General features: G+C 67.2%; 22 protein-coding genes. 13 read left to right on the forward strand and 9 right to left on the reverse strand.

The window, feature by feature from the left end; translation table 11 throughout:
* The first annotated feature begins 47 nt into the window (after nucleotides 1–47).
* The 3 genes from ACEN9H_RS13955 to ACEN9H_RS13965 all read left to right on the forward strand — a co-directional run bounded on the left by ACEN9H_RS13955 (nucleotide 48) and on the right by ACEN9H_RS13965 (nucleotide 3,501).
* Nucleotides 48–1,076, forward strand: a complete 1,029-nt coding sequence (locus ACEN9H_RS13955; protein ID WP_056133144.1) for a LacI family DNA-binding transcriptional regulator — start codon at nucleotides 48–50, stop codon at nucleotides 1,074–1,076.
* Between the two features lie 793 nt (nucleotides 1,077–1,869).
* Nucleotides 1,870–2,325, forward strand: coding sequence for a hypothetical protein (locus ACEN9H_RS13960; RefSeq protein WP_413675241.1), 456 nt, complete (start codon nucleotides 1,870–1,872; stop codon nucleotides 2,323–2,325).
* Between the two features lie 789 nt (nucleotides 2,326–3,114).
* Entirely contained in the window at nucleotides 3,115–3,501 is a 387-nt protein-coding gene (locus ACEN9H_RS13965; protein WP_413675242.1) for a hypothetical protein, read from the forward strand.
* A 600-nt stretch (nucleotides 3,502–4,101) separates the two neighbouring features.
* On the opposite strand, the gene ACEN9H_RS13970 is transcribed toward ACEN9H_RS13965, so the two are convergent.
* From ACEN9H_RS13970 to ACEN9H_RS13980, 3 genes are all read right to left on the reverse strand, one after another.
* The gene (locus ACEN9H_RS13970) at nucleotides 4,102–6,453 is read right to left on the reverse strand and encodes a GH36-type glycosyl hydrolase domain-containing protein (RefSeq protein WP_413675243.1); all 2,352 of its coding nucleotides are present in this window, start codon (nucleotides 6,451–6,453) and stop codon (nucleotides 4,102–4,104) included.
* Nucleotides 6,454–6,484: 31 nt separating this feature from the next.
* The gene (locus ACEN9H_RS13975) at nucleotides 6,485–7,873 is read right to left on the reverse strand and encodes an MFS transporter (RefSeq protein ID WP_413675244.1); all 1,389 of its coding nucleotides are present in this window, start codon (nucleotides 7,871–7,873) and stop codon (nucleotides 6,485–6,487) included.
* A gap of 101 nt (nucleotides 7,874–7,974) precedes the next feature.
* Nucleotides 7,975–8,958 (reverse strand): Gfo/Idh/MocA family protein, encoded by a 984-nt coding sequence (locus ACEN9H_RS13980; protein WP_371766345.1) that lies wholly within the window; start codon nucleotides 8,956–8,958, stop codon nucleotides 7,975–7,977.
* Between the two features lie 162 nt (nucleotides 8,959–9,120).
* Between ACEN9H_RS13980 and ACEN9H_RS13985 the strand changes: the two genes are divergently transcribed.
* Nucleotides 9,121–11,223, forward strand: coding sequence for a putative bifunctional diguanylate cyclase/phosphodiesterase (locus ACEN9H_RS13985; protein ID WP_413675245.1), 2,103 nt, complete (start codon nucleotides 9,121–9,123; stop codon nucleotides 11,221–11,223).
* A gap of 7 nt (nucleotides 11,224–11,230) precedes the next feature.
* Here the strand turns inward: ACEN9H_RS13985 and ACEN9H_RS13990 are convergent, their stop codons facing one another.
* A complete protein-coding gene (locus ACEN9H_RS13990) occupies nucleotides 11,231–13,069 on the reverse strand; it encodes an ATP-binding protein (protein WP_413675246.1) in 1,839 nt (612 codons plus the stop codon).
* Nucleotides 13,070–13,204: 135 nt separating this feature from the next.
* Between ACEN9H_RS13990 and wrbA the strand changes: the two genes are divergently transcribed.
* From wrbA to ACEN9H_RS14010, 4 genes are all read left to right on the forward strand, one after another.
* Nucleotides 13,205–13,804, forward strand: coding sequence for an NAD(P)H:quinone oxidoreductase (gene wrbA, locus ACEN9H_RS13995; RefSeq protein ID WP_056133123.1), 600 nt, complete (start codon nucleotides 13,205–13,207; stop codon nucleotides 13,802–13,804).
* 72 nt (nucleotides 13,805–13,876) lie between these two features.
* Nucleotides 13,877–15,850 (forward strand): ATP-binding protein, encoded by a 1,974-nt coding sequence (locus tag ACEN9H_RS14000; protein ID WP_413675247.1) that lies wholly within the window; start codon nucleotides 13,877–13,879, stop codon nucleotides 15,848–15,850.
* Nucleotides 15,840–16,538 (forward strand): two-component system response regulator KdpE, encoded by a 699-nt coding sequence (gene kdpE, locus ACEN9H_RS14005; protein ID WP_413675248.1) that lies wholly within the window; start codon nucleotides 15,840–15,842, stop codon nucleotides 16,536–16,538. Before ACEN9H_RS14000 ends, kdpE begins: the two co-directional genes overlap by 11 nt.
* Before the next feature lie 114 nt (nucleotides 16,539–16,652).
* The gene (locus ACEN9H_RS14010) at nucleotides 16,653–17,339 is read left to right on the forward strand and encodes a choice-of-anchor E domain-containing protein (RefSeq protein ID WP_413675249.1); all 687 of its coding nucleotides are present in this window, start codon (nucleotides 16,653–16,655) and stop codon (nucleotides 17,337–17,339) included.
* A 7-nt stretch (nucleotides 17,340–17,346) separates the two neighbouring features.
* Here the strand turns inward: ACEN9H_RS14010 and ACEN9H_RS14015 are convergent, their stop codons facing one another.
* Nucleotides 17,347–18,123, reverse strand: a complete 777-nt coding sequence (locus ACEN9H_RS14015) for a cupin-like domain-containing protein (protein WP_413675579.1) — start codon at nucleotides 18,121–18,123, stop codon at nucleotides 17,347–17,349.
* 121 nt (nucleotides 18,124–18,244) lie between these two features.
* Between ACEN9H_RS14015 and ACEN9H_RS14020 the strand changes: the two genes are divergently transcribed.
* The gene (locus tag ACEN9H_RS14020) at nucleotides 18,245–18,652 is read left to right on the forward strand and encodes a DoxX family protein (RefSeq protein ID WP_413675250.1); all 408 of its coding nucleotides are present in this window, start codon (nucleotides 18,245–18,247) and stop codon (nucleotides 18,650–18,652) included.
* Here ACEN9H_RS14020 and ACEN9H_RS14025 read toward each other — a convergent pair.
* Genes ACEN9H_RS14025 through ACEN9H_RS14035 form a run of 3 tightly spaced genes read right to left on the reverse strand, consistent with a single transcriptional unit; the run spans nucleotide 18,645 to nucleotide 21,821 of the window.
* Nucleotides 18,645–19,967: an MFS transporter gene (locus ACEN9H_RS14025; RefSeq protein WP_413675251.1), complete on the reverse strand. Its 1,323-nt coding sequence runs from the start codon at nucleotides 19,965–19,967 to the stop codon at nucleotides 18,645–18,647. The two genes, ACEN9H_RS14020 and ACEN9H_RS14025, sit on opposite strands and share 8 nt — an antisense overlap.
* A gap of 20 nt (nucleotides 19,968–19,987) precedes the next feature.
* Complete coding sequence (locus tag ACEN9H_RS14030; RefSeq protein WP_413675252.1) at nucleotides 19,988–20,758, reverse strand: substrate-binding domain-containing protein; 771 nt, start codon at nucleotides 20,756–20,758, stop codon at nucleotides 19,988–19,990.
* 13 nt (nucleotides 20,759–20,771) lie between these two features.
* The gene (locus ACEN9H_RS14035; RefSeq protein ID WP_413675253.1) at nucleotides 20,772–21,821 is read right to left on the reverse strand and encodes a porin; all 1,050 of its coding nucleotides are present in this window, start codon (nucleotides 21,819–21,821) and stop codon (nucleotides 20,772–20,774) included.
* Nucleotides 21,822–21,928: 107 nt separating this feature from the next.
* Here ACEN9H_RS14035 and ACEN9H_RS14040 point away from each other — a divergent pair, with 107 nt between their 5' ends.
* A complete protein-coding gene (locus ACEN9H_RS14040; protein WP_413675254.1) occupies nucleotides 21,929–22,831 on the forward strand; it encodes a LysR substrate-binding domain-containing protein in 903 nt (300 codons plus the stop codon).
* Here the strand turns inward: ACEN9H_RS14040 and ACEN9H_RS14045 are convergent.
* On the reverse strand, nucleotides 22,825–23,691 hold the full coding sequence (locus ACEN9H_RS14045; RefSeq protein ID WP_413675255.1) for a DMT family transporter: 867 nt from the start codon (nucleotides 23,689–23,691) through the stop codon (nucleotides 22,825–22,827). The genes ACEN9H_RS14040 and ACEN9H_RS14045 overlap by 7 nt on opposite strands.
* Nucleotides 23,692–23,772: 81 nt before the next feature.
* Between ACEN9H_RS14045 and ACEN9H_RS14050 the strand changes: the two genes are divergently transcribed.
* From ACEN9H_RS14050 to ACEN9H_RS14060, 3 genes are all read left to right on the forward strand, one after another.
* The gene (locus ACEN9H_RS14050; RefSeq protein ID WP_413675256.1) at nucleotides 23,773–24,690 is read left to right on the forward strand and encodes a LysR family transcriptional regulator; all 918 of its coding nucleotides are present in this window, start codon (nucleotides 23,773–23,775) and stop codon (nucleotides 24,688–24,690) included.
* A gap of 132 nt (nucleotides 24,691–24,822) precedes the next feature.
* Nucleotides 24,823–26,064: an ABC transporter substrate-binding protein gene (locus ACEN9H_RS14055; RefSeq protein ID WP_413675257.1), complete on the forward strand. Its 1,242-nt coding sequence runs from the start codon at nucleotides 24,823–24,825 to the stop codon at nucleotides 26,062–26,064.
* Between the two features lies 1 nt (nucleotide 26,065).
* The gene (locus tag ACEN9H_RS14060; RefSeq protein ID WP_413675258.1) at nucleotides 26,066–26,953 is read left to right on the forward strand and encodes a carbohydrate ABC transporter permease; all 888 of its coding nucleotides are present in this window, start codon (nucleotides 26,066–26,068) and stop codon (nucleotides 26,951–26,953) included.
* Nucleotide 26,954: the final 1 nt, after the last annotated feature.

The raw sequence follows: 26,954 nt of genomic DNA on the forward strand, positions 1-26,954 counted from the left end.
TCCATGGTCGGCCCACAGTGTGGTCAGCATTTACGAAAAAAATGACAATGAGCAGAAGCAGTACAGGTAAGGTAAGGGGAACGGGGCGGACTACACTGGAAGAGGTGGCGGCGCACGCGGGCGTATCGACGATGACGGCATCGCGCGCCCTCAGCCAGCCGCAACTGGTGTCCGAGGCGACTCGAACCAAGGTGGAGCAGGCGGTGGTGGAACTGGGCTACGTGCCCAACCGCGCCGCGCGGGCCCTCGCGTCGGCGCAGTCGCGCGTGATCGTGGCGCTCGTGCCGTCGCTGTCGAACGTCGTGTTCACGGCCGTGCTCGACGGTATTCATGACGCCATCGAACATGGGCAGTACCAGCTCCTGATCGGCAATACGCGCTATTCGGATGCCGAGGAAGAAAAGCTGCTGCTCACGTATCTGCAGTCGAATCCGGACGGCATCCTGCTCTCCGGCCTCACGCACAGCCCGCAGGTCGAGCGCATGCTGGCCGCGTCGCGCATGCCGGTCGTGTCGATGATGGACCTGGCCGACGAACCGGGCGACCTGTCGGTGGGCTTTTCGCAGCACGACGCCGGCAATGCCATCACGCGCCACCTGATCGAGCGCGGCTACAAGCGCATCGCGTTCGTCGGTGCGCAGCTCGACGAGCGCACGCTGCGCCGCGCGGACGGTTACCGGCAGGCGATGCAGGCGGCCGGCCTGGCCGATCCGAAGCTGGAGATCATGGTGCCGGACCCGTCCACCATCGCGCTCGGCGCCGAGCTGATGCGCCACGCACTGGACACGCTCCCGGATTGCGATGCCGTGTTCTTCTGCAACGACGACCTTGCGCACGGCGCCATCTATTATTGCCAGCGCCACGACATCCGCGTGCCGCAGGACGTCGCCATCGCCGGCTTCAACGACCTGCCGGCGTCCGCGTGGATGGTGCCGTCTTTGACGACCATCGACACGCCGCGTTACCGCATCGGGTACGAGGCAGCCTCGCTGCTGCTCGACGTGATCGGCGGGAAGGAGCCGCGCGAGCGGCGGATCGACCTCGGCTTCACGTTGCGCGAGCGGGAAAGCACCTGATCCGGCCAACGGCCGCGAAAAAAATCACCCGGTTGAGCTTTACATTTCCCGTGGAAACGTTACACTGTCAGCATTGCTTGTTAGCGCTACCAGCCGGTGGCGCCGGCAGGCGGTGCGGGTGCGCGGGGGGCTGCGCACTCTTCAAATATCTCCTCTTAGGGACTGGTCGCTTAGCGCTTCCGGTCCTGTTTTTTTTGAGGGCTGTGTTCGCGGTTGATGCGCGACGTTGTCTTTTCCATCATCCGGAATGAAACCCTGAAGTTGCTCCGAGAGTAACAGCTGCGTACACTGCGCTATTCATACCGTCGGATATCGGCCTGAAGCGGACTCAAAAGAACGAGGACACCAATGATTTATCTCGACTGTTCGGGCGTACGGTTTGGCTCTCAGCTGGACGAGAAGCATTTGTTTGAATGGGCCATGGAGATTCCCGGAGTCCTTCGGTGGGAACACGATACATTGGTGGTTAAAACGAACCTGTCGCAGGCGTCCCTTAGAGACCTGTTAGCTCTGTTCAGTCGCTATCGAATACCGATGTCTCAACTTGCTCAGTTCCGTACGCCCAGAAACGAAGGCTGGTTCGCGGTACCGCAGACGTACTGGCATGGTCGGGTGTTTGGCAAGGCGGTCCGGTAACAGTGTGCCCCGGGAGGTCTCAAGCAGATCGGATGCTGCTGGTCGTGCCTGTGCGTGGAGTTTTCAGCGGGGCAAGATGTTGTGCGGCCCCCAACGGCCGGGATCGGCCAAAAGCGGACAGTTGGAACGTACAAATCACCAGTCGATGATCTATTTCATGAGACCGAACTTCCACGATGTAGCCGGGCTATGGGACCGCAATGGTTCGCTCCGGGACATCTACGTTCAAAATACAAAAGCTGTGCACTGGGATCGCTTCGACCAGCTGCTCAGCCAATATAAATGCACCTACACCTTCGACGGGTTGCCACTACCGTTTCCCGGATCGCGGAGCGCCCTGGCCAATCGCGACGGCTGTCATTTGCTGTCGATCCTACTGGATGGCCCAGTTATAAATTGCCACTTCTTCATCCCCGAGCAGTTAGAACTCGACATCTCCCCAAAGGAGGTTGCGGAGTCATTGGAACATGAGCGTGTCCTAACATTCGTAGAGAACCTTGCTGAGGCGCTAGAACTTCCTGCGGACATCACTCCTGAAAACTGCGAGCAAAAACCCTTCATTACGTATTTCCCGGAGACGAAATCGTGGCTCGTGCACGATGATCCGCAGTAGCTATCAATGTCTGCTTCGGGTCGGAAGCGGAAGTTCGTGAGAGTCGGTGACGCTTTTCACATGGGCAGCATGGTAAGCTCGCCCAACCCTCCGCTATCGGCCAGAAGCGGCCATACAACGTACCCGACCTAAATCCGCAGATTTCGGCTGCCCATCTATGCACGAATACATTGAACGACTACAGGCGCCCCGCGATCACATGCTTCATTTGTGGTTTGAACCTTGGGCAGAAGGCCTAGGTTTCCCGGCCGGTACGGCCGTCGAACTTCGCGCATTCTCGCCCCTCCTAGGCAAGCTCGAGCTTGATGCAACGCCCGAACGAACGGCAGTCTACGGATGGGCTGGCAGCACATTGCAAGTCTTCGCTAACGGAACACTTGTTCATTCATTCGATCAAGCCGTTCCAGAAGTTCTCTCTAAGCTATCCACCCGAGAAAACATTACTCTGCTTTTCGGCGCACCACCTGTGCCCACGTCCGAAGAAGGTGGAAGTCCACGCAAGCGTCCGTGGTGGCGGATCTGGGATAGGCATTAAGCACTCGCCATTGACTGGTGTGACGTTTGGGCGCTGGCGAAAACGACGACAAGGTAAGACCGATCCTTCAATGGATACGGTTTGAAGTAGGCAAACACCTTCCGTCCAACGTCCGCAATGGGTCGGTAGCGGCCGGTCGTGACAGTTTGTGGATTTTCCAACCTGGCAAATTGCTATGCTTAGCCGAACGGCTGAGATCGGCCAGGAGCGGACGGTCACGCTTACAGATGCGGTCGAAAGGAGAAAGAATCGCGATGGTCGAATACCGCACTCAGCCAGTCGAGCCTGCCGTGCTTCTCGAAGAGCTGTCTTCTTTTTGCCAAGTCGCGGCAGCCAAAGGTACAGGGTCCGCGATTCTCATGTTTGGCTGGGATAGCAATTTGGGGATCGAAGAAATGTGGCAAGACATTCCTCTGCCCGTGGCGGACATCGTTGACTATTTGCAAGCTGCAGAGCACGCCGGAACGATCACTGTCGGGAAGTCGGACATTTTTGTGAAGGCCGATGGATTGGAAATCACCCTATGTCACGAAGGTGATCTCCACATCGAAGCCGAGGACGCCGCAGCACAGCCGTTTCTTGAGCGTTGGGAAAGCAAAGGCTTCATGCCATACGAGGTTCTAGCCCATACCCGACCATAAACGACGTACTGCGTCGAAGTCCGCTTTGGGTCGAAAGCGGTCTCAGCCAAAGAATCGCACCCGGCCAAAGGCGGCTTTTCATTTCTCAACCATACAAAATGGCAGGCAGAGCTTCATTTAGACCGAAGGACAATGTGACAGATTCCGTTCAGAAGACACTTTGTCGTTCAATTCGTTTCTCGGGTTAATGAGACGGAAGCTGTTTTCGCGTTCGGGATGACGTTCAATGTCATGAACCACCTCGGCTCATTCGTCGCGACACTCAAGACCGCCCTTGCGCGGTCACGAGCAAGGCTGGTCGACGTTCGAAATGAATTGTTCATGGCAGCACGTGCTCCTCGCCACAGCGCAGACAAGCGCGAATTCGCTGTCGATGCCGAGCTTCTGTCACACTCCCAACGATGGATCGGTGAGCGGCGCTTGTCGCGATGAATTACGGTCTCGAACGCCCGTCCACGGGTCGTGAGCAGAAGTACACGTTAAGGACTCATGGCGAGCGTGCGCGCAAACAGACCGCGCCCATCGTCCAGGCATTTCTGGCGCGGGCCGTCGTCGGCGTATCAACGCTCCGATGACGGCCTACTGTACCAGCTGACGGCGTTACGGCACCGTCACCTCGACCCGATACGTGCGCCCGGCTTCGATGCCACCGATGCGCGCTTCCGGCAGCGTCTGCCCGTCGCACACGACCGTCGTCCGCCCGACCGCGCCGCGCGTCACGCTGACGTCGAACGTGGCCCCGCGGAACACGCGGCGCACGCGCATGGACGGCCAGTGCGACGGCAGCTGCGGGTTCACGACGAGGCCCGCCGCATCGCCCTTCAGGCCGCACAGGCCTTCGACGATCGAACGATAGACCCACGACACGGTACCCGTGTTGAACAGCTGGCTCGAACGGCCGGCCGTGCGCGGGTATTCCTTCCACGCGCCGCGGTAGTAATTCGGAATGAACACGGGAAGCTGCCCGCGCCGCAGGTAGTCGTCCTCGCCCGGTCCCGGAATCATCTTGCGCAGCGCGTCCCACGCGCGGTCCGGCTGCGCGATCGTGTACAGGCTGTAGATGTAGAACACGGACGCGTGGTTGTACACGGCGCCGTTCTCCGCCGATCCCGGGTGCTTCTGCGTCACGCGGCCCACATCCTCGCGCATCGCGGAATAGGGCGGGGCGAACATCTGCACGCCGTACGGGGTGTCGAGCTGGCCGTCGATCTCCGCCAGCATCGTCGCGCGCTGCTTCTCGTCCGGCGCGCCGCTGAGGAACGCCCAGCTCTGCGGGTTCAGGTAGATGCGGCCCTCCTTGTCGTCGCTCACGCCGAAGATCACGTCGTCGTCCGTGATGCCGCGGGCGTACCAGGCGCCGTCCCACAGGTGCAGGTTCGCGGCCGTGTTCATGTCGAGCGCGCCGGCGCGGAAGTGGTCCGTGCGCCAGTCGTCGCCGCGCGCCGCGCACACGTCGGCCCACAGGTTCAGCGCGTACGCGGCCGCCACGGTCAGCCAGCCGGACACGCCGCGGCCCTTGTACCCGACCATGTTCATCGGGTCGCACCAGTCGCCCTGTTCGATGTAGGAGAGGCCGCGGTGGTCGCGCTTGTGCAGCAGCCAGTCCATCGCCATCGAGATCCGTTCATACGCCGTGAGCGCCATGCCGTCGTGGCCCGTGACCGGTTCGTCCAGGATCGCGTAGTCGCCCGTCTCGTCGAGATAGGCCTGCAGGCACACGGGCAGCCATACGCAGTGGTCCGTGTGCGGCACCTGGTTGATGTACTTGAGCTCCGCACCTTCGAACAGCAGGATCCCGTCCGGCATGGCCCCGTTCGTACCCTGCTGCGACAGCGCGTGCAGGAATGCGGCGCGCGCGACGGCGGGCTTGATGAACGCCATCCCCATGTTGTCCTGCAGGTAGTTGCGGGTCTGCGGGTCCGTGCTGAGGCGGTTGACGTCGCCGTGATAGAACACCTGGCGCGCGAGCCAGTGGTTGACGAAGTTGTCGAACTCCGCGTCCGGCGTCTCGACCTCGACGCAGCCGGCGCCCTGGTCGGCATACGCTGCGTAGTCGCGGGCCGCGGCGGCGAACTGCTCCGCGCCGAGGTAGCGCCGCTGCATGGACGCGATCTCGGCGTCGTCGCGCGCGGGGCCGAACAGGAAGCGGCGCGTCACGGTGGCCTCGGCATCCAGTGCGAGGCGATATTGCACGACCGCGGCGGGCGTTTCGTAGCGGGCGTCGCCGCCGGCCAGGCGCTCGTTGCGCAGCGCATCCGGCGCATGCAGGCCGCCTTCGCCTTCGAACTGGCCCTGGTTCGCTTCCCACGCATCCGGCGCGGTCTCGCACAGGAAGTACGTCCTGTCCTTGAAATCCTTGTTCTTGAAATAGTCCTGCAGCTTCTGGTAGGGCGTCACGCTGGACGCGACGATGCCGCCGAGGTCCGCGCGGTATTCGGCCGACTGGTTCATCCACGACATGTAGCCGATCGTGAAGTAGGGATAGACGCTGACCTTGCGCGGCCGGCCGCTGACGTTGGTCACGGTGAGGGTCCACAGCTCGGCGACGTCGTCGACCGGGACGCCCAGGCGCAGGTCGATGCGGATGCCCAGCTTTTCGACGGTCCAGGCGAGGTCGTCGCGGCCGACGGAAAAGCTGAAATGGTCGGGCGCCGCGCGCACGGGTTCGTGCGGCGCCGAGAAGATCTCGCCCGTCTCTTCGTCCTTCACGTAGAAGAAGCGGCCCGGATGATGCGCGTAATAGGCCTGCTCCGGCTGCATGAAGGTCTTCGCCTCGAGGTTCGGCGCGTGCGAATACTTGGCCGGTTCCGGCTGCATGAACTGGGCGGTGGCGTAGCCGCGGCACGTCACCTGGATCATCATCCGGCGGTTCCACAGGAAGCCGCCGGCGTTCGGCATGGCGGTCGGGCTCGCGAGGTCGTAGCGTGCGCCGTTCTCGGTCGGTTGCAGCATGGTCTTTCCTTGTCGTTGTTATTCGCGTTGTTTATTCGATGAGAGGCTTGCGCGCGGCCAGCTCGGTCTGGATGCGCGCAAGCTGACTGGCATTCAGGTTATAGAAGCACATCACGGCGACGGCGGCGACGGCGAACGCCGCCGGGATGAAGGACATGAGCCACACGATCCCTTCGCGCGACCCGGTGGCCTGCACGGCGTTGGGGACGTAGCCGAGGGCCGTGAACACGGACCCGATCACGGCGACGGCGACCGCGGTGCCCAGCTTTTGCGAGAACGTGGCGGCGGCGAACGTCATGGCGGTGGCGCGCCGGCCCGTGCGCCACTCGTTGTAGTCGGCCGTGTCGGCATACATCGAGAACGCCAGCGGCGACTTCGGCCCCAGCACGAGCCCCATCCCGCCCTGCAGCACGAACATCAGCCACACCTGGTCCGGCGGCACGAGGTAGAACGCGGCGGACAGCACGGCGGTGGTGCTCATCAGCACGATCATCAGCGTCTTCTTGTCGATGAACCGGGTCAGCAGCGGCGTGAGGGCTGCGCCGATGGCGGCCGTCACCATGTAGGTCGGCACGAACGAGCGCATCAGCTCCGGGCGCTCGACGACGTACTTGAAGTAATAGGCGGCGCTGGCGGTGCGCAGCGTGATCGTCACCATGATGATCAGGGCGAGGAAGAACAGCACCACCCACGGCCGGTTGCCCGCGAGGTCGCGCACGTCGCGCCACACGGCGTTCCTTTGCCCTGGCGGCGGGGCGATGCGCTCGCGTGTATTGAAGAAGGTGAGCACGAACAGCAGCGACGCGGCGACGCCCCACAGCAGCATCGTCAGCTGCCACCCGCGCTGGTCGTTACCGGCGCCGAGCCAGCGCACGAGGTCGGGCGTCGCGGCCGTCACGAGCGTGCTGCCCGCGAACGCGAAGATGAAACGCAGGCCGTTGATGGTCGAGCGCTGTTGCGGATCGGCCGACATCACGCCGGACAGCGCGTTGTACGGGATGTTCACGCACGTGTAGCACACCATCATCAGCAGATACGTCCCATAGGCCCAGGCGAGTTTCGCGTCGCCTTCCAGGCCGGGCGTCGTGTAGGTGAGGACGGCGGCGCCGGCCAGCGGGACGCACATCCACACGAGCCACGGACGGAACTTGCCGAAGCGGCTGTCCGTGCGGTCGGCGGCGGCGCCGATCATCGGGTCGGTGAACGCGTTGATGATCTTAATCGTCGACATCATCGTCGCGGCCGCGGCGGCCGAGATTCCGAACGTGTCCGTATAAAAGATCAGCAGGAACGTGGCGACGTTGGTCCAGTAAAAATTGAAACCCATGTCGGCCACGCCGTAGGCCAGCTTTTCGCGCCAGGGCAGCGGCGCCGCCGCGGGTGTGACTGCCGCGGCGGCCTGGGGCAGGGCGGCCGTCATCGGACTGCTCCGGCGGGATGAGGGAATGCGGCCATCTGTGTCTCCGGTCGTTGTATTGATAGCGCTAACACCGGCGAGTATGCCGCGCGCCGGGAGTCATGTCAATCGCCCGGATACTTCACGCCGGTCTGGGCGCGGATCTCGTCCAGCACGCCCATCAGGTGCAGGGTCTGCTCGTGCGTCATGGCCGGGCTTTCGATCAGGCCTTCGTTCCAGCAGCGCTGCGCCTCGATCGCCTCGTGCACGTAGCCGTTGCCGAGATACGGCGTCGGGATGACGCGGGCCGGCGCGTCGGCCAGCATCAGGGTGAGGGTGGGCGGACGGTGGAACGGCGCGTCCAGGCGCAGCTGGCCGTGGCGGCCGGACAAGGTGAGGAGACCCGGCGTGCGCGCCTTCAGCGAGCAGGCGCACGTGGACAGCGCGCCGCCCGCGTGGCGCAGGGTGAACACGGTCTGCAGGTCGACGCCCGTCGGCCCGAGTTCCGCCTGGGCGCGCACGGATTCCACGGCGCCCAGCAGGTAAGCCGTGATCGACAGGGGATAGATGCCGACGTCGAGCAGCGCGCCGCCGCCGAGGGCCGGGTTGAACAGGCGCGCTTCCGGACCGCCCGACGCGACGAAGCCGAAATCGGCGCTGGCCTGCGACACCTCGCCCAGCACGCCGGAGGCGAGGATGCGTTTGACTTCGTCCAGCGCGGGCATGAAGCGCGTCCACATGGCTTCCATCAGGAATACCTTGCGGCTGCGCGCGAGGGCAACGACCTGCCCGGCCTGGGCGCGGTTCAGCGCGAACGGCTTTTCGCACAGCACGCCTTTGCCGCCGGCGAGCATCGACAGCGCGTTCTCGGCATGCATGGCGTGCGGCGTGCCGATGTAGACGAGGTCCACGTCGGCGCAGGCGGCGAGGCTGTCGTAGCCTTCCAGGCGCAGGGGAATATCGAATTCGTCGGCGAATCCGGCGGCCGTCGCGGGGTCGCGCGAGGCGACGGCGGCGAGCGTGGCGCCCGGCGTGTCGCGCAGGGCCGTGGCGAAATCGCGGGCGATCCGGCCGGTGCCGAGGATTCCCCAGCGTACGTTGTTCGTCATGTGTGCTCCATCTGAGAGGGGTGGAAAAAGCGGGGCGGGCCATTCTGGAGGATGGCCGAAAAGCGGGCTACCTGTCTATCTTGACAGGTCTTTGATGACATTTTGTTATCGATGATTGCGTTATACTGCATTGTGGTCCCTCATCGACTGGAAAGGAAAGCCATGGCTGCACAGTCCCCGCGCGCGGATGCGAGCGCATGGTGCCGGCCCCTGCTCGAAGGGACGCAGCTGTCCATGCTGGTCTGCGACCCCGTGTCGCAGGAAATCCTCGATGCCAACGACGCGACGCTGGTCCTGCTCGGCTTTACCCGCGACAAGTTGCTGGGCATGCATTTGCCCGAGCTGTATGCGCGCGATGCGGACGACGACGATGCCCTGCGTCCGGAGACCTGCCGCCTGCATTCCCACGTGCGCCACATCGCGGGCGCGCGCGGCGAGATCCACCACGCCATCCTGCAGCGCTGCGCCATCGAATACGGCGGGCGCGACGCCGTGCTCGTCGTCCTGCAGGACGTGACGCGCCACGTCGAGGCCGAAGTCCAGCTGCGCGACACGCAGAACGAGTTGCTGCGCGCGCAGGCGCTGGCCCTGATCGGCAACTGGATCTGGGACGCGGCCAGCGATTCGCACGTGACGTCGTCGCCGGAAGGTTACCGGATCATGGGCTTCCGCGCGGACGAGACGCCCGTCACGACGGCGGAGATCTACGCCCGCATCCACCCGGACGACCGGCCCATGGCGGAGCGCGCGCGCGAGCGGGCGCTGCTCGACCCCGATTACAAGTACGACGTCGAGTTCCGCCTGGTCCGGCCGGACGGCGAGGTCCGCTGGCTGCATTCCGTGGCCGAGGTCAGGCGCGACGCGACGGGCCGCGTCGTCAAGATGCTGGGCCTCGTGCAGGACGTCACGGAGCGCCGCCGCGCCGAGGAAAACGTGCGGCGCCTCGCTTACTACGACACGGTGACGGGCCTGCCGAACATGAACCGCTTCGAGAACGAGGTCGACGACCGGCTGATCCCGCTGCGCCGCGGCGCGGGCCGGGGACGCGGCCCGGCGCGGCTGGCCTGCCTGATCGTCGACCTCGTGCGCTTCCGCGACGTGAATTACGCGCTCACGCACCTGTACGGCGACGTGCTGCTCGCGCTCGTGGCCGACCGCCTCGCGGCCGTCGTCGGCCAGGCCGGCGTCGTGGCGCGCTGCGATGCGCGCTTTCCGATCGTGCTGGACGGCGCCGACGAGGAAGAGGCGCGGCGCTGGGCCCAGCCCATCCACCGCGCGCTGGAGGCGCCGTTCGCGGTCGCCGGCATCTCGTACGAGATCGGCGCGCGCGTCGGCATCGCGCTCGCGCCGCTGCAAGGCCTCGATTTCCACACGCTGCTGAGAAAGGCCGACATCGCGCTGTACCAGGCCGCGCACCTTGGGCGCAACGTCGCCGTCTACGCGGCCGAGGACGACCCGCACACGCCCGACCGCCTGTCGCTGATCGGCGACTTCCGCGCGGCCATCGAGGCGGGCCAGATCCAGCTGTTCTGCCAGCCGAAGGTGACGATGGTCGGCCGCGAGATCGTCGGCGCGGAAGCCCTCGTGCGCTGGGTCCACCCGGAGAAGGGCTGCATCGGTCCGGAGACGTTCATGCCGCTGATCGAATCCACGGACCTGATCCACGTGCTCACGCAGCACATGCTGGCCAGCGCCGTCACCCAGAGCGAGGCCTGGCGCGCGCAGGGCGTCCGGCTGCCCATCGCCGTGAACCTGTCGGCGCGCGACATCGCCGCGCTGTCGCTGTCCGAACACCTGCGCGAGCTGCTGGAACGGCATGGCTCGTGCGCGGGCCTGATCGGCCTGGAGATGACGGAGAGCAGCCTGATGCAGAACCCGGCGGAGAGCATCGCCGAGCTGGAGCGCCTGTCCGCGATGGGGTTCCGGCTGTACATCGACGATTTCGGCACGGGCTATTCGTCGCTGAGTTATTTGAGCCGCCTGCCCGTGGACGTCATCAAGATCGACCATGGTTTCACGATGCAGATGATCGAGGACCGGCGCGCCGCGTCGATCGTGAAATCCACCGTGCACCTGGCGCACGATCTCGGCATGAGCGTCGTCGCGGAAGGCGTCAGCAATGCGCGTATCTGGGACGCGCTGCAGGCGCTCGGCTGCGACGAGGCCCAGGGCTATTTCGTCGCCGCGCCGATGCCGGCCGCGCTGCTGCTGGACTGGGCCCGCGCGTCGCCGTACCGCCTGCAGGACGAACCCGTGTGCGCTTAGGCGCCGTTCACGCGGCGCTGGCCGCGGCGTCCGGTTCCGGATCCGCCGCGCGCGCCGGCGCGGCAACCAGCGGCAGGCGTAGCGTGAACGTGCTGCCCTGACCGTCGCCGCTGCTCGCGGCCGTCACGCTGCCGCCGTGCAGCGCCGCGAGTTCGCGCACGAGGGCGAGGCCGAGACCGAGGCCGCCCTGCGCGCGGTCGATGCGGACGGGGCCCTGCACGAGCGCCTCGAAGATCAGGGGCAACGTGGCCGGTTCGATGCCGATGCCGGTGTCGCTCACCTCGAACACCGCGACGCCGTCTTCGGCGCGGCCGCGAACCGCGATCGCGCCGCCGGCCGGCGTGTACTTGATGGCGTTGTGGAGCAGGTTGTCGAACACCTGTTCGAGCCGCGTGGCATCGCCGTCGACCCACAACGCCGGCACGGACACGGTCCACGCGTGCATGCCCGCGTCCACGACCTGCCGCGTCGCGCAGCAGTGCAGCAGCAGCGCTCCGGCGTCGAGCGGGGTGGTCTTGAGTTCCACCTTGCCGGACCGGATGCGGCGCACGTCGAGCAGGTCGTCGACGATGCGGGTCAGGTGGCGCGTCTGGCGCAGGCCGATCGCGCGCGCATGGGCCGTCATCTGCGCGTTCGCGGCCGGCATGTCGAGCACCCGCAGCGCGCCCGCGATGGCGGCGAGCGGATTGCGCAGTTCGTGGCCCAGCATGGCGAGGAAGTTGTCCTTGGCGGCGCTCTGCGCTTCGGCCAGGCGGCGCGCGTCGCGTTCGCCCTGGAGCAGGGCTTCGCGTTCCGATTCGAGCGCCGTGCGCGCGGCGCGCTCGCGAGCCAGGTTTTCGCTCGTGTGGTACAGCGCGTCCTGCAGCACGTCGACCTCGTGCACCCGGGTCGGCGCGGGCCGGGCGGGCGCGCCCAGCGGCAAGGCCTCGGCGGTGCGGCGCGCGCGGTCGAGCGCCACGCTCAGGCGCTGGGCGAGGAACGACGCGATGCCGAACGCGAGCCCCATCAGCGCGAGCAGCGCGAGCCCCGCGTACAGCGCGGCGGCCCGCGCCGCCTTCTCGATCTCGGCGACGGGAACGCCGATCGCGATGGTCCAGCCGGTGGCGTCGCTGTGCGTGAAGATGTCGTAGACCTCGACCCCGTCGCGCGTCTGGTGGCGCACCATGCCGCTGTTCGCGGCGCGGGCCGCCGCGATCAATTCGGGCCGCGCCTTGGTGCCGACGAGCGTGTCGTTGACGTTGCGCGCGATCGAGACGCCGTCGCGGTCGATGATGCCGACGACCCAGTCCGGCCCGATGCCCTTGTCCGCGAACACGGTGGCGAAATGGCCGGCGTCGAAGATCTGGCTCAGCACCCAGCGCCCGCCGGCGGTGCGCGGCACCGGCACGTCGACGGAGACGGTCGGCTTGCGCGACAGGGCGCCGACGAAGTAGCCGGACACGTGCGGCCGCTGGCTGTCCCACGCCTGCGCGACCCAGGGGCCGGCGTGGCCCGGCAGGCGGGTGCCGTACGGGACGAGGGTATTCATCAGCGGGCTGCCGTCGTAGTCGATCAACAGGGTCCACGTCCACGGCGTGGATGCGTTCATCGCGGCCGCCTCGCGGTGGACTTCGGCGAAATCGCCGCGGCGCATGGCGTCGGAGTTGCCGAGCGCGCGCAGCGCCGCCTGGGCGGCCGCGACCTCGCGGTCGACGAGCAGCGCGGTGGCGCGCGCATTGGACTCGACGCTGCGGATCCGCGACTCGCGTTCCCAGTCGAGGAGCATGGACAGGCCCGCGCCGGCGATGACGGTGACCGGCACAAGGATGGCGACGGCCATGAGGATCAGGTAGTGGCGGGCTTTCATCAGGCCGCCATTGTACTTGCATTAAGACAGACGCCGGAAGAGTGGACGATGGAGTAGCATGTGCGGATCGTTGCCAAGCGGGCAAGCGAGGGCAGGGCGCCGCCGGTGGCGCCGGGATGACGGAAAGGAACGGCTATGGCGAAGGTACTGGTGCTGTATTACTCGACGTATGGACACATCGAACAGATGGCGAACGCGCTGGCGGAAGGCGCGCGCGCGGCGGGAGCGACCGTGGACGTCAAGCGCGTGCCGGAGACGGTGCCGGACGACGTCGCCCGCAACGGCCATTTCAAGCTGGACCAGCCGGCGCCGATCGCGACCGTGAACGAACTGCCCGACTACGACGCCATCGTGATCGGCGCGCCCACGCGCTACGGCCGCATGCCGTCGCAGATGGCCGCGTTCCTCGACCAGACGGGCGGCCTGTGGGCCAGGGGCGCGCTGAACGGCAAGGTCGGCGCCGCGTTCACGTCGTCCGCGACCCAGCACGGCGGCCAGGAGACGACGCAATTCTCGATCATCACGAACCTGCTGCACCTGGGGATGGTGGTCGTCGGCCTGCCGTACAGCTTCGCGGGCCAGATGACGCTGGACGAGATCACCGGCTGCAGCCCGTACGGCGCCAGCACGATCGCAGGCGGCCAGGGGCAGCGCCAGCCGAGCGCCAACGAGCTGGATGGCGCGCGGCACCAGGGCGGACTGGTGGCGCAGACGGCGCTCAAGCTGTTCGGCTGACGCACCGTTATCGGCGCGGGGCGGGCGGCAAAATTTATGCCGCGTTTACGGGCGATCGCTTACCATCCTCGCATGCAGAGTTCCGAATCGAAGACAGGCACGGTGCTGGCCGTGCTGCGCGCCGACGCCGGCGACGAAGCCACGGTGGCGGCGGCGGCGCGGCTCGCGGCCCTCTGCGGCGCGCCGTGGCACGCCATCCTCGTCGAGAACGCGCACACGCGCCGCCGCGGTGAAGCGGCCCGCCTGCGCACCCTGGAGCTGCTGCGCCAGGCCCATGCCCGGGGCGCCGTCACGGCCGTGCTGGAAGGCCGCGACGCGCCTGCCGTCGGCGCGGCTTACGCCCGCCGCCACGGCTGCACGACGGCCGTCCTGGCGCGCGAACACGGGACGGCGTGGTGGCACGTGCCGTTCGTCCGTCGCCTGGCGCAGGCCGCGCCCGAACTGGACCTGGTCGACGTCGCCGCGCCGTCGACGCCCAGCGTCGCCGGACCGCCGGCGCGCGCCAGGCCCGCCCCGCGCCCCTACCTGGCCGCCACCGGCGCGAGCCTGGCCACCGCCGGCGTCGCGCTGCCGCTGCTGCCGCTGCTGGATGTGGCCAACGTCGCCATGCTGTTCCTGCTGACGGTGGTGCTGGTTGCGATCCGCCTCGGGCGCGGCCCCGTGATCCTCGCGACCCTGGTCGGCTTTTGCTCGCTCGTGATCGCCGCGCCGCGCCGCCAGTACGACGTCAGCGAATTCAAGTACGCCGTCGCGCTGGCCGTGATGCTGGCCGTCGGCTGGATCACGGCGCGCCTGACGTCCGACCTGCGCGAGCAGGCGGAAAGCGCGACCGGACGCGAAGCCCGCACCCGCGCGCTGTACGAATTCGCGCGGGCGCTGTCCGTCGCGCTGCAGACGGAGCAGGTGTTCGAGATCACCTGCCGCTTCCTCGCGCGCACCTTCGACGCCCGCGCCGCGATCCTGTTGCCGGACGATGCGGGCCGCCTGCGCTGGCCGGTCGCGGACCCGGCCAGCGAAGAACGCGCGCCGGTACTCAGCGTGCTGGACATGGCGGCCGCGCAGTGGGCGTTCGACCATGGCGCGCCGGCCGGCGCCGGGACGCCCACGCTGCCCAGCAATCCTTACCTGTACCTGCCGCTGCTGGCGCCGATGCGCTCGCGCGGCGTGCTCGCGGTGCGCGTGCCCGACGTCGCCGCGCTGCTCGTGCCGGAACGGCGCGAACTGCTGGACGCCTTCGCGGCGCTGGCCGCCATCGCCCTCGAGCGCGTGCACTACGTGGACGTGGCCCAGGACGCCGTCGTGCGCATGGAGGGCGAGCGCCTGCGCAACTCGCTGCTGGCCGCGCTGTCGCACGATCTGCGTACGCCGCTCACGAGCCTCGTCGGCCTGTCCGAATCGCTGACGCTGTCGCGCCCGGCGCTGGCCGTCGCGCAGATGGAACTGGCGAACGCGTTGCGCGACGAGGCCCGGCGCATGAGCACCCTCGTCGCGAACCTGCTCGACATGGCGCGCATCCAGAGCGGCGGCGTGAAGCTCAACCTGGAGTGGCAGCTGGTCGAGGAGACGATCGGCAGCGCGCTGCGGGCCTGCCGCTGGCAGCTGGGCGGACGATCCGTCGACACACACATCCCGCGCGGCCTGCCGCTCGTGCGTTTCGACGCGGCGCTGCTCGAGCGCGTGCTGTGCAACCTGCTGGAAAACGCCGGCAAGTACACGCCGCCGGACGCCCACGTGACGATCGCGGCGCGCGCAGAAGAAGGCATGCTGGTCGTCGCCGTGTGCGACAACGGCCAGGGCCTGCCGGCGGGCCGCGCGGACGCGCTGTTCGAGAAATTCGTGCGCGGCCGGCAGGAGTCATCCATTTCCGGCGTCGGCCTGGGCCTGGCGATCTGCCGCGCCATCGTCGAGGCCCACGGCGGCCGCATGCGCGCGTTCAACATGCCGGACGGCGGCGCCTGCTTCGAATTACGGCTTCCGCTGGGCGAGCCGCCTCCGCTGCCGGACCCCGAACACCATCACCATTTCACCGACCAGCATGAGCATTGAGTCCGCCGCACCCGTCGCCCTCATCGTCGAGGACGAGCCGCAGATCCGCCGGTTCGTTCGCATGGCCCTCGAAGGCGAGGGCTGGCAGGTGCACCAGTCCGAGACGCTGAAGCGCGGCCGCATCGACGCCGGCAGCCGCACGCCCGATCTCATCATCCTCGACCTGGGCCTGCCCGACGGCGACGGCATGCAACTGATCCGCGACGTGCGCAGCTGGAGCCCCGTACCGATCATCGTGCTGTCCGCGCGCATCGACGAGGCGGACAAGATCGCGGCGCTGGATGCCGGCGCGGACGACTACCTGACGAAGCCCTTCGGCATCGGCGAACTGCTGGCACGCGTGCGCGCCGCGCTGCGCCGCCAGCACAAGGCGGGCGGCGACGCGTCCGCACGCATCGTGTTCGGCCGGGTCGAGGTGGACCTGAACAAGCGCACGGTCCAGCGCGACGGCCAGCCCGTGCACCTGACGCCGACCGAGTACAAGCTGCTGTCCGTGCTGATCGCGAACCTGGGCCGCGTGGTCACGGCGCCGCAACTCCTGCGCGAGGTGTGGGGGCCGTCGAACGCGGACAATGGCCATTACGTGCGCATCTATATGGGCCATCTACGCCAGAAGCTGGAAGACGATCCGGCACAGCCGCGGCACCTGTTGACCGAAACCGCCGTCGGCTACAGATTGCAATCTTGACACTGAAATTGTGTAAAAGAAAACATGCACTAGTGAAATTTGTTCATTATTATGGTTATAATGGAAATCTGCATCACCCGTTAATAACCAAACATTGAAATTCAACTAGGACACATGAAAAAGACACTTGCAGCCCTGGCGGCAACCGCCGCATTCCTCCCGTTCGCATCCGCGCAAGCGAGCACGCTCAGCTATTCCGACAGTATCGCCCTGGCCACGACCAACTGGTCGAATACCTTGTCGTTTTCGAAATTCGACACCAGCCTCGGTAACCTGACCTCGATCCGCTTCGACCTGTCCGGCGTCGTGCAGGGCAACGGCAATGCCGAAAGCCTGGATGCGACGGCCTCCACCGTGACCCTGTCGCTGGGTTCGCTGCTGGGCCTGACCCGTCCGGACAACAGCACGCTGGTCGTGACGAACCCGGTGTTCAGCCAGACCTTCAATTTCAGCGCGTTCGACGGCAGCATCAACTTCGACGGCACGTCGGGCGGCTCGACCGGTTCCGTATCGGCTTCGGGCGCGAACTTCTTCGTGAGCAGCAGCGCGAGCGATCTCGCCCTGTTCTCGGCGCTGGGCGGCGGCACGATCAACCTGGGCCTGAACGCCGTCGGCGCGTCGAGCGGCAACGGTTCGGGCAACCTGCTCACGCAATTCAGCACGGCCGCATCGGGCGTCGCGAAGGTCACCTACACGTACACCGCGGCGTCGACGGACGTGCCGGAACCGGCCAGCCTGGCGCTGATCTGCGGCGGCCTGGGCCTGCTGGGCGCCGCGCGCCGCCGCAAGCACAAGGCGTAACTGCCGCTCAGGGCGTTGCCAGCCGCAGCGAAGGGACGTCCTTCAGCGCGAGCGGCATCGCCCTGGCCCAGCGGTTGACCGACAAGGCAAACGTCAATGCCCGCACCTGGTGATACCAGCCGGCGGGCACGTACAGCATGTCACCGGGCTCGACGATGCATTCGATCGGCGCCGCCCGGCGCGCGAGCGGATACGCATCGAAATCGGGCCGCTCCGGATCGAACGGGGACCCGAACAGCACCGGATTCGCTTCGCGCACGTAGAGGAACTCGTCGTGGTGGGGCGGAACGAGGAAGATTCTTTTCGTGCCCCAGATCTGCGCGAAGATATTGTCGTCGTAGTCGCAATGCAGCGGCGTCACCGTGCCGGCGGGACCGAGCCAGAAGCGGGGCGGTCCCATCTTGCCGAAGTAGCCGGGCCAGTGGCACATCGCATTCAATGCATTGATTTCCAAGTTGCCGACATACGGCGGCAAGCCGTCCTTCCAGTCCGCGACGAGATCCAGGTACTCGCCCATCGCCAGGTCCCGCATCGCGCGGTCAGGCGCGAACGCCGTGCCGATGTAGTCGCCCACGCGGGCGCGCACGGGCACGTCGCCGAACCTTGCGCGCAATGCCGCCGGCGTGAAGGCGCACAAAGGCCAGCGGCCCACGAGGCCCGTGATCATGAACGGCAGGCCGCGTTCCGCCTGCGCGCGGAAGGCGGCGCGATCGAGCGTCCGGAAACGGGGGACGGCGGTCAGCGGCGGGAGTTTGCGTGATGCGTCACGGATGGCGTCGCGCATGGCGGCGATCGACGTCACGCCGCGCACGCGGGCATTCTTGTCTGGATCAGGAATCAACGGCTGGTTCTCTTCAGGTGGCGTACCATGGGAGTATACAGTCGTGCTCACTCCAGGAGGGGATATGCAAAACCAGATGGAAGATGGCGGCAAGCTGCTCCTGCGCGCCGTGCTGGCCGTGTTGATCCTGTTTCACGGCGTGTCGAAGCTGATCGGGGGCGTCGGCTTCATCAGCGGCATGCTGGCCAAGGCGGGCCTGCCGGGCGCCCTGGCCTACCTCGTTTACATCGGCGAGGTGATCGCGCCGCTGTTGATTCTCTTCGGCGTGTTCACGCGCGCCGCGGCACTCGTCGTGGTCGTGAACATGATCGTCGCACTGCTGCTGGTCCACACGAGCCAGTTCTTCACCCTGAGCGACACGGGCGGCTGGGCGCTAGAACTGCAGGGTATGTATCTCGGCGCCGCCGTCGCCATCGCCCTGCTCGGGGCGGGGCGCTACAGCGTCGGCGGCGCGGCCGGCCGCTTCAATTGACGGCCACGCGCTCCTTCACGATGCCGCGGTAGACGAGGAACGTCGCGAACAGGCTGATCGCGGCGGCACCCGCCATCCACCAGCCGGGTGCGGCCTTGTCGCCCGTGGCTTCGATCAGCCACGTCGAGAACAGCGGCGTCATGCCGCCGAACAGCGCGGTCGCGAGGCTGTAGGCGAGCGAGAACCCGGTCGTGCGTACCTGCATCGGGATGATTTCCGTGAGCGCGACGATGGTGGCGCCGTTGTAGCTGCCGTACAGGAACGACAGCCACAGCTCGATCATCACCATATTGCCGAAGCTGGGATGCGCGATCAGCCACGACAGGGCCGGATACGCCGTCACGGCGGCCAGCGCCGAGCAGACGGCCATCACGGGCCAGCGGCCGATGCGGTCCGACAGGGCGCCCATCACGGGCAGCCAGATGAAGTTCGACACGCCGACGCACAACGTCACGAGCAGGCTCTCCTCGGTGGAGAGTTTCAGCACGCTCTTGCCGAACGTGGGCGTGTACACGGTGATCAGGTAGAACGCGACGGTCGTCATCACGACCAGCATGGCGCCGGTGGTCACGATGGGCCAGTTCAGGGTCAGCGTACGCATCACCTGGGGGAAGGTCGGGTGCGATTTCTGCGCCAGATACGCCTGCGTCTCCTGCAGCGAGCGGCGGATGTAGAAGACGACGGGGATGATCGAGCAGCCGATGAAGAACGGGATGCGCCAGCCCCAGTCGGCGATGACCTCCTTCGGCATCAGGTGGTTCAGGCCATAGCCCAGCGCCGCGGAGAACACGACGGCCACCTGCTGGCTGGCCGACTGCCAGCTCACGTAGTATCCCTTGTTGCCCGGCGTCGCCATCTCGGACAGGTAGACGGACACGCCGCCCAGTTCCACGCCCGCCGAAAAGCCCTGCAGCAGGCGGCCGGCCAGCACGAGCAGCGGCGCCATGAGGCCGATGGTCGCGTAGCCGGGCACGAACGCGATCAGCGCCGTGCCCGATGCCATGATGCCGAGCGTGAGCACGAGACCCTTGCGGCGGCCGATGCGGTCGACGTAGCTGCCCAGGAAGATGGCGCCCAGCGGCCGCATGAAGAAGCCCGCGCCGAACGTGGCGAACGTCATCATCAGCGCGGCGTACTCGCTGGTCGCCGGGAAGAACGCGGCCGCGATCTGGTTCGCGTAGAAGCCGAACAGGAAGAAATCGTACATCTCGATGAAATTCCCGCTCGTGACGCGGATGACGGCGCCGAGCTTCGATGGCCCACGCGCGGGTGCGGCGGGCGCGGCGCGCGCCGCGACGGTGGTTTGACTGGTCATGATGTGTCTCCGGAGTGGGTTCAGTGCCGCGCCGCGGCGGGTTCGAGTCCGGTGGCCTCGATGGCGGGCGCGTTCGCGGGGGCCGCGAGGAAGCGGAGCAGGGCGCGGCCCGCGTCCGCGTGGGGAGCGCCGCGCACGATGGCGCCGGCGAACTGCGTCTTCAACTGGACTTCGGCCGGCAGCACGCCGACGATGTCGATACCCTGCACGGGTTTCAGCTCGCTCCTTTGCTGGCAGCCGAAATCGGCTTCGCCGTGCGCGATGATCTCGCCCACCGGCGTGGCCGGGATCTGCGCGGCCTTGCCCTGCATCTGCTGCTGGATGCCCAGTTTGTCCAGCAGCTCGCGCTTGATGTATTCGCCGCTCGCGCTGTCCGAGTACGCCACCTTCGACGCATGCAGGAAGGCCTGGCGCAGGCCATCGACGGTGCCGATGTCGGGCTTCGGCACGCCATGGCGCACGGCGCACGCGATCGGGGAATCGGCGAGGATGACCTTGCTGCCCGGTTCGAGCTTCCCTTCGGCCATCAGCTTGTCCAGTGCGTCGCCGACCATGATGACGACGTCGATATGTTCGCCGCGCGCCAGGCGCGCGGGAATCGCATGCTTCGTCGCGCCCATCGACGGGCCCCACTCGGACACGAGCTTGTCGCCGCTCGCGCGCTCGTACGGCCCGGACAAGTCCTTGTAGGCCTGGGCGAAACCGCCCGAGCTGACGACGTGCACGTCGGTGGCGTGGGCGATGCCGGCGGTGGCGAAGGCGAGGGCGGCCAGGGTGGTCTTGATGTACATAAGGGTCTCCTTGTCAGAATTTCTGCATGAGGCCGAGCGTGACGCCCGTGCCGTGGCGGTCCTTCGACGCGGCATCGCCGCGCCAGGCCGTGTAGTCGGCTTCCACATACGCCGTGGTGCGCGGCGCGAGCGTCTTTTCGACGAACAGGAAGCCGCGGTCGAAGCCGTCGTCGACGTAGCCGGTGGCCTCGCGCCGCACGCTGTACCAGGCGGTCGTCACGAGCAGGTCGCGCCCCAGCGGGCGGCTCACGCCCGCGGACAGCACGCGCTGATGCACGGACCTGGCCGGTCCGGTGTCCGCATCGTTGCGCGCCGCGTTGGCCTTCACCTGCCAGGCGCCGAGCCGGACGGCGGCGCCGAGGCTCCACGCATCGAGCGGCAGGCCGTCGCGGCTGCGGAACTGCATCGTCGCGCCGGAGACGACCCAGTCCGGGTGCTGGTACGCGAGCGCGACGCCATGGCTGCTCGACGCGCCCGCATCGCCGGCCACTTCGCCCGCCGAATACGCGGCGCGCGCCTGCCACGGCCCCACGGTCGCCGTGTACTTGATCATGTTGTCCAGGCGGTAGAAGTTGTCCGCGTAGCCGCTCGGACCATACTGGCGCCCGAACGCATGCGTGCCGAACGCCGTGTTCGAGAGGCCCGCCACGTTGATGTTCGGGTTGAACGACGCGTCGCGCTTGCCGAGCGGGTCGACGGGGACCAGCGCGTCGGAGATCAGGTTGGCCTGGCGTCCAAGGGCGAGCTGGCCGTAGGGGGAGTCGAGGCCGGCCCAGGCCTGGCGGTCGAACAGGCGGTCGCTCTTGGCCTGCGTGCCGGTGTCGGCGTTGATGCCGCCTTCGAGCCGGAACACGGCCTTCCAGCCGCTGCCGAGATCTTCCTGGCCGCGCAGGCCCCAGCGGCTGGTCTGGTTCACGCCGCTCGCGACGGATGTCGTGCTGCCGGCCAGGCCGTCGACGGCGCGCAGGCCGACGTCGACGATGCCGTAGAGATTGACGCTGGTCTGGGCGAGGCTGGTGCCGCTGGCAAGCAGCAATACGGTGAGGGCGCAGGATTGGCGCACGGTGTCTCCTTGTGATGCCTTCTTGGCGAGGCTGATGGGTAAGTGGCTAGATCATCCGATAAAACGAATGATTTGATAATTGCAAATTTCCAGCGTATTCTTGCGTCATGCGCATCAATTACGATCTTCATGACTTGCAGGCGTTCGTGGCCGTGGCGCAACGGGCCAGCTTCCGGCAGGCCGCGGCCGACCTGTTCCTGTCCCAGTCGGCGCTGAGCCGGCGCATCGACAAGCTCGAGGACAGCCTGGGCGTCAAGCTGTTCGAACGGACCACGCGCCGCGTGCAGCTGACGAACGTCGGCCAGACCTTCCTCGTCAACGTGCGAACGGCGCTGGACGGCCTGGAAGACGCGGTGCTCGGCGTGGCCGACCTCGCGGCCCATCGCACCGGCTCCGTCACGCTCGCGTGCGTGCCGTCCGCCGTGTGGCACTTCCTGCCGGACGTGCTGGCGCGCTTCAGCGAGCGCTTCCCGCGCATCCGCGTGCGCGTGCACGACGAGAGCGCGCAGGACGTGCTGAACCTCGTGCTGGCGGGCGTAGCGGATTTCGGCATCAACTTCACCGGCGCGGAAAACCCGGAGATCGAGTTCGCGCCGATCTACGTGGAGAGCTATGTGCTGGCGATGCGCAGCAGCCATCCGCTCGCGGGCCGCAAGGAGCTGAGTTGGAAGGAGACCATGAACGAGCGCTACATCTCGGTCGCGACGTCGAGCGGCAACCGTACCGTCATCGACGCGGCGCTGGCCGGCGTCGAAAAGCACCCGGTGATCCTGTGCGAGGTGAACCACGTGTCCGGTGTGCTGGCCCTCGTCGAGGCGGGGATGGGCGTGGCCGCCGTGCCCGGCCTGTCCGTGCTGCCGGGCCGTCAGGACACGATCGTCGGCGTGCCGCTCGTGAACCCGGCCATCCACCGGACCCTGGGCCTGATCGCCAAGCGCAACCACACGATGGCCCCGGCCGCGCGCACGCTGTTCGACATGCTGCGGGAAGCCTTCGTGAAACCTCAGTGAAGCCGTGAGCGGCGCTGGCTCCACAGCAGCCCGGCCAGCACGAGCGCACCGCCGGCCGCGTGGTAGCCGTGCAGCCGTTCGCCCAGCAATCCCCACGCGCCCAGCGCGACCAGCAGCGGCAGCAGATTCATGAAGACGGCGGCGCGCGCGGGACCGATCCGCTTGATGCCGTTCATCCAGCAGAACGGCGCCCCGATCGACGCGGCGGTGCCGGCGTACAGGACCAGCGGCAGGTTGGCGGCCGTGACCGGCGAGGCGGGCGCGCACCACCAGAACGGCGCGAGGCAGAGTACGCCGAAGCCGATCTGGACGTACAGCTGTTCCCAGGTCGACAGCGGCAGCGCCCAGCGCTTGAGCAGGACGCCATACACGGCGTTCGACGCGACGGCGACGACCATCAACGCATCGCCGGGATGCAGTCCGCCGTGGAGCAGCCGCGCCGGCGCACCCTGCGCCGCGAGGACGACCACGCCGGCCAGCGACAGCAGGGCGCCGCCGATCGTTGCCCGCGTCGGACGCTCGCCGCCGGCCGCCGCGGCCAGCAGCGCAGACATCAGCGGCATCGTGGCGACGATCACGCCCATGTTGATCGCCGTCGTCGTCCGCGCCGCCTCGTAGGCCAGTCCCTGGTAGGTCGCCATGCCGAGGGCGCCCAGCAGCGCGAGCTTGCGCCAGTGCCGCACCACGACGGCGCGCTTGTGCCACACGGCGCGCGCGACGAACGGCGTGAGGATCGCGCCGGCGAGCACCCAACGGTAAAAGGCGATGGCGGCCGGGGCGATGGCGGTGGCCGCGGATTTGGTGACCAGCGTGTTGCCGGTCCAGATGCACACGGCCAGCAGGGGGAAGAGTGTATTCATGCCGCCATCATCATCCGGCCGCGGGCCGTGCGTAAAGTGATATCCTTGCAGGCAACCCGTGCACCGTATGCAGCATTCGCGATGACCTTCCAGACGCTCGACCTCAATCTTCTCGTCGACCTCGACGCCCTGCTGCAGGCGGGCAGCGTGGCGGGCGCGGCACAACGCCTGCACGTGAGCGCGCCGGCGATGAGCCGCCGCCTCGCGCGGCTGCGCGATGCATTCGGCGACCCGCTGTTCGTGCCGGCCGGGCGCGGCCTCGTGCCGACGTCGCGCGCGCTGGCGCTGCGCGAGGCGGTCACCCACGCCATCGACCAGGTGCGCGGCGTGCTGCAGCCGCCGCGCGTGGATTTCGCGACCCTGGAACGGACGTTTACGATCCGCGCCAACGACGGTTTCGCCGGCGCGTGGGCCGCAAGGCTGGCAGCCGCGATGCGCGCCGAGGCGCCGGGCACCGCGCTGCAGTTCCTGCCGCGCGCGAGCCGGGATCCGGACGCGCTGCGCAGCGGCGAGGTCGACCTCGACATCCTGGTCGTGAAGGGGCCGGAGCCGGGCATCCTCACCGAGCGGCTGTTCACGGCGTCGTTCGTGGGCGTCGTGCGGCGCGGCCACCCCTTGTGCGCCGGGCGCCGCCGCGCCAGAATCACGGCGGAGGCATTCGTCGCCTGGCAGCACATCGCCACGTCGCCCGGCCGGCGCTCGTGCGCGGCGGTCGACGTGGCCCTGGCCGAGCGGGGCCTGCGCCGCACCGTCGCCCTCGTCGCGCCGGGATTCCAGGCCGCGCTGGCGATGGCCCTGGCGTCCGACTTCGTCGCCGTGATGCCGGCGCCGTTCGTGCAGTGGGCGATGGCGACGATGCCGCTGCAGACGTTTGCGCTGCCGTTCGCGTTGCCGGCCGTGGACGTGGAACAGTGCTGGCACCAGCGCCAGCATGCCGACCCCGTCCACGCGTGGCTGCGGCGCCACGTCCAAGCCGTGTGCGCGCAGGCGGCAGGCTAGGGCGTTGTTTTGTTTGACACTGATTTTTTTGGGATGTTATAGTCGGACCATGCCCATGGGAACGTTTCCATGGCATGCCGAATACGTATAAAAAAGGCGCCGGCCCCGCCAGGACGCCATAACGGAGACAGCATGTACGGAACCCGCAGGGCGTTGCTGTGCGCCTCACTGTGCGCCTGGCTGTGCGCGACCGCAAGCGCGGCGCATGCCGGTCCACGGGCCGAGGTGATCCACTGGTGGACGTCCGGCGGCGAATCGGCCGCCGTGAAGCAGGTCGAGCAGGCCTACCGCGACGCCGGCGGCACGTGGGTCGACACCGCCATCGCGGGCGGCGACCAGTCGCGCGCCGTCACCATCAACCGCATCATCGGCGGCAATCCGCCGACCGCCGCGCAGTTCAACACGTCGAAGCAGTTCCTCGACATCATCGAGGAAGACCTGCTGAATCCCGTCGACGATCTCGCCCGGCGCGACCGCTGGGACCAGGTGCTGCCCGCGCCCATCGTGGACGTGATCAAGGTGCGCGGCCACTGGTATGCCGTGCCGATGAACATCCACATGCAGACGTGGATCTGGTACTCGAAGGCTGCGTTCGCGAAGGCCGGCATCACGCGCGAGCCCGCGACGATGGACGAGCTGTTCGCGGCCCTCGACAGGCTGAAGGCGGCGGGCGTGATCCCGCTCGCGCACGGCGGGCAGGCGTGGCAGGACATCCTGCTGTTTTCGATGGTCCTGTCGAACATGGGCGGGCGCGAGCTATATTTGAAGGTGATCCGGGACCGCGACCAGGCCGCGATCCGTTCCGCCGAATTTCGCAAGGTCCTCGTCGCGTACAAGCGCCTGCAGGGCTACGTCGATCCGGCGTCGCCGGGCCGCAACTGGAACGACGCGACGGCGCTCGTCATCGGCGGCAAGGCGGGCATGCAGATCATGGGCGACTGGGCCAAGGGAGAATTCATCGCCGCCGGCCAGGCGCCGGGCCGCCAGTTCGGCTGCCTGCCGGGCCTGGGCGCGGACAGCCCCTACCTGATCCAGGGCGACGTGTTCGTGTTCCCCAAGACGGACGATGCGGGTGCGCTGCGCGCGCAGAAACTGCTCGCGAGCGTGGTCGAGAAGCCGGGCGTGCAACTCGCGTTCAACAAGCTGAAAGGCTCGGTGCCCGTGCGGCTCGATGCGGACGACAGCCAGTTCGACGCGTGCGCGCGCAAGGGGATGGCGATCCTGCGCGATCCGAAGCGCCCCGTCGGCGTCGCCGAGGTGTACCTGACGCCGGACCAGAACGGCGCGCTGCAGGACGTGCTGACCGCCTACTGGAACACCAGCATGCCCGTCGAACGGGCCCAAAACAGCATCGCGTCGGCGCTGCGCTACTGACATGGCGACCCTGAAGCTCTCCCGTGCGACGCCTTATGCCGCGCTGCTGCCGATGGCCCTCGTCGCCGCACTCGGCTATCTCGGCGCCGGCCTGTGGACCTTTTATATTTCGCTGACCGGTTCGCGCACGTTCCCATCCGGGCACTTCATCGGCCTCGCCCAATACCACCGGCTGTTAGACAACGAGCGCTGGATGCTTTCCCTGCACAACCTGGCCGCGTACGGCGTGCTGTTCGTGCTGGCCTGCCTCGTGATCGGTTTCCTGCTCGCGGTATTCATCGACCAGAACGCGATGTGGAAAATGAGGGGCGAGGGTGTGTTCCGCACGATCTTCCTGTACCCGTACGCGATGTCGTTCGTGGCGACAGGCCTCGTGTGGCAATGGCTGCTCACGCCGGGCGACGGCATCGACGGCAGCCTGCGCGCGCTCGGATTCCACGACGTCCGCTTCGACTGGATCGTGTCGCAGGACTTCGCCATCTACACCGTCGTCATCGCCACCGTGTGGCAGATGTCCGGACTCGTGATGGCGCTGATGCTGGCGGGCCTGCGCGGCGTCGATCCGGAAATCTGGAAGGCGGCGCGCCTGGACGGCATCCCCGCGTGGCGCGTGTACGCCCAGATCATCGTGCCGATGCTGTGGCCGACGATCGCCACCGTCCTGCTGTTGCTGGCGACCGCGGTGGCGAAGCTGTACGATGCCGTCGTCGCGATGACGCAGGGCGGCCCCGGCATCGCCAGCGAGGTGCCGGCCAAGTTCATCATGGACCACCTGTTCCTGCGCTCGAACGTGGGCCTGGCGTCGGCCGGCGCGATCGTGCTGCTCGTGCCGGTGCTCGCGCTGCTCGCGCCCTATGCCTATGCCCGCAGCCGCAAGGAGGCCGCATGAA

This window comes from Massilia cellulosiltytica (genome assembly GCF_047325105.1).
GTDB lineage: Bacteria > Pseudomonadota > Gammaproteobacteria > Burkholderiales > Burkholderiaceae_D > Telluria > Telluria orientalis.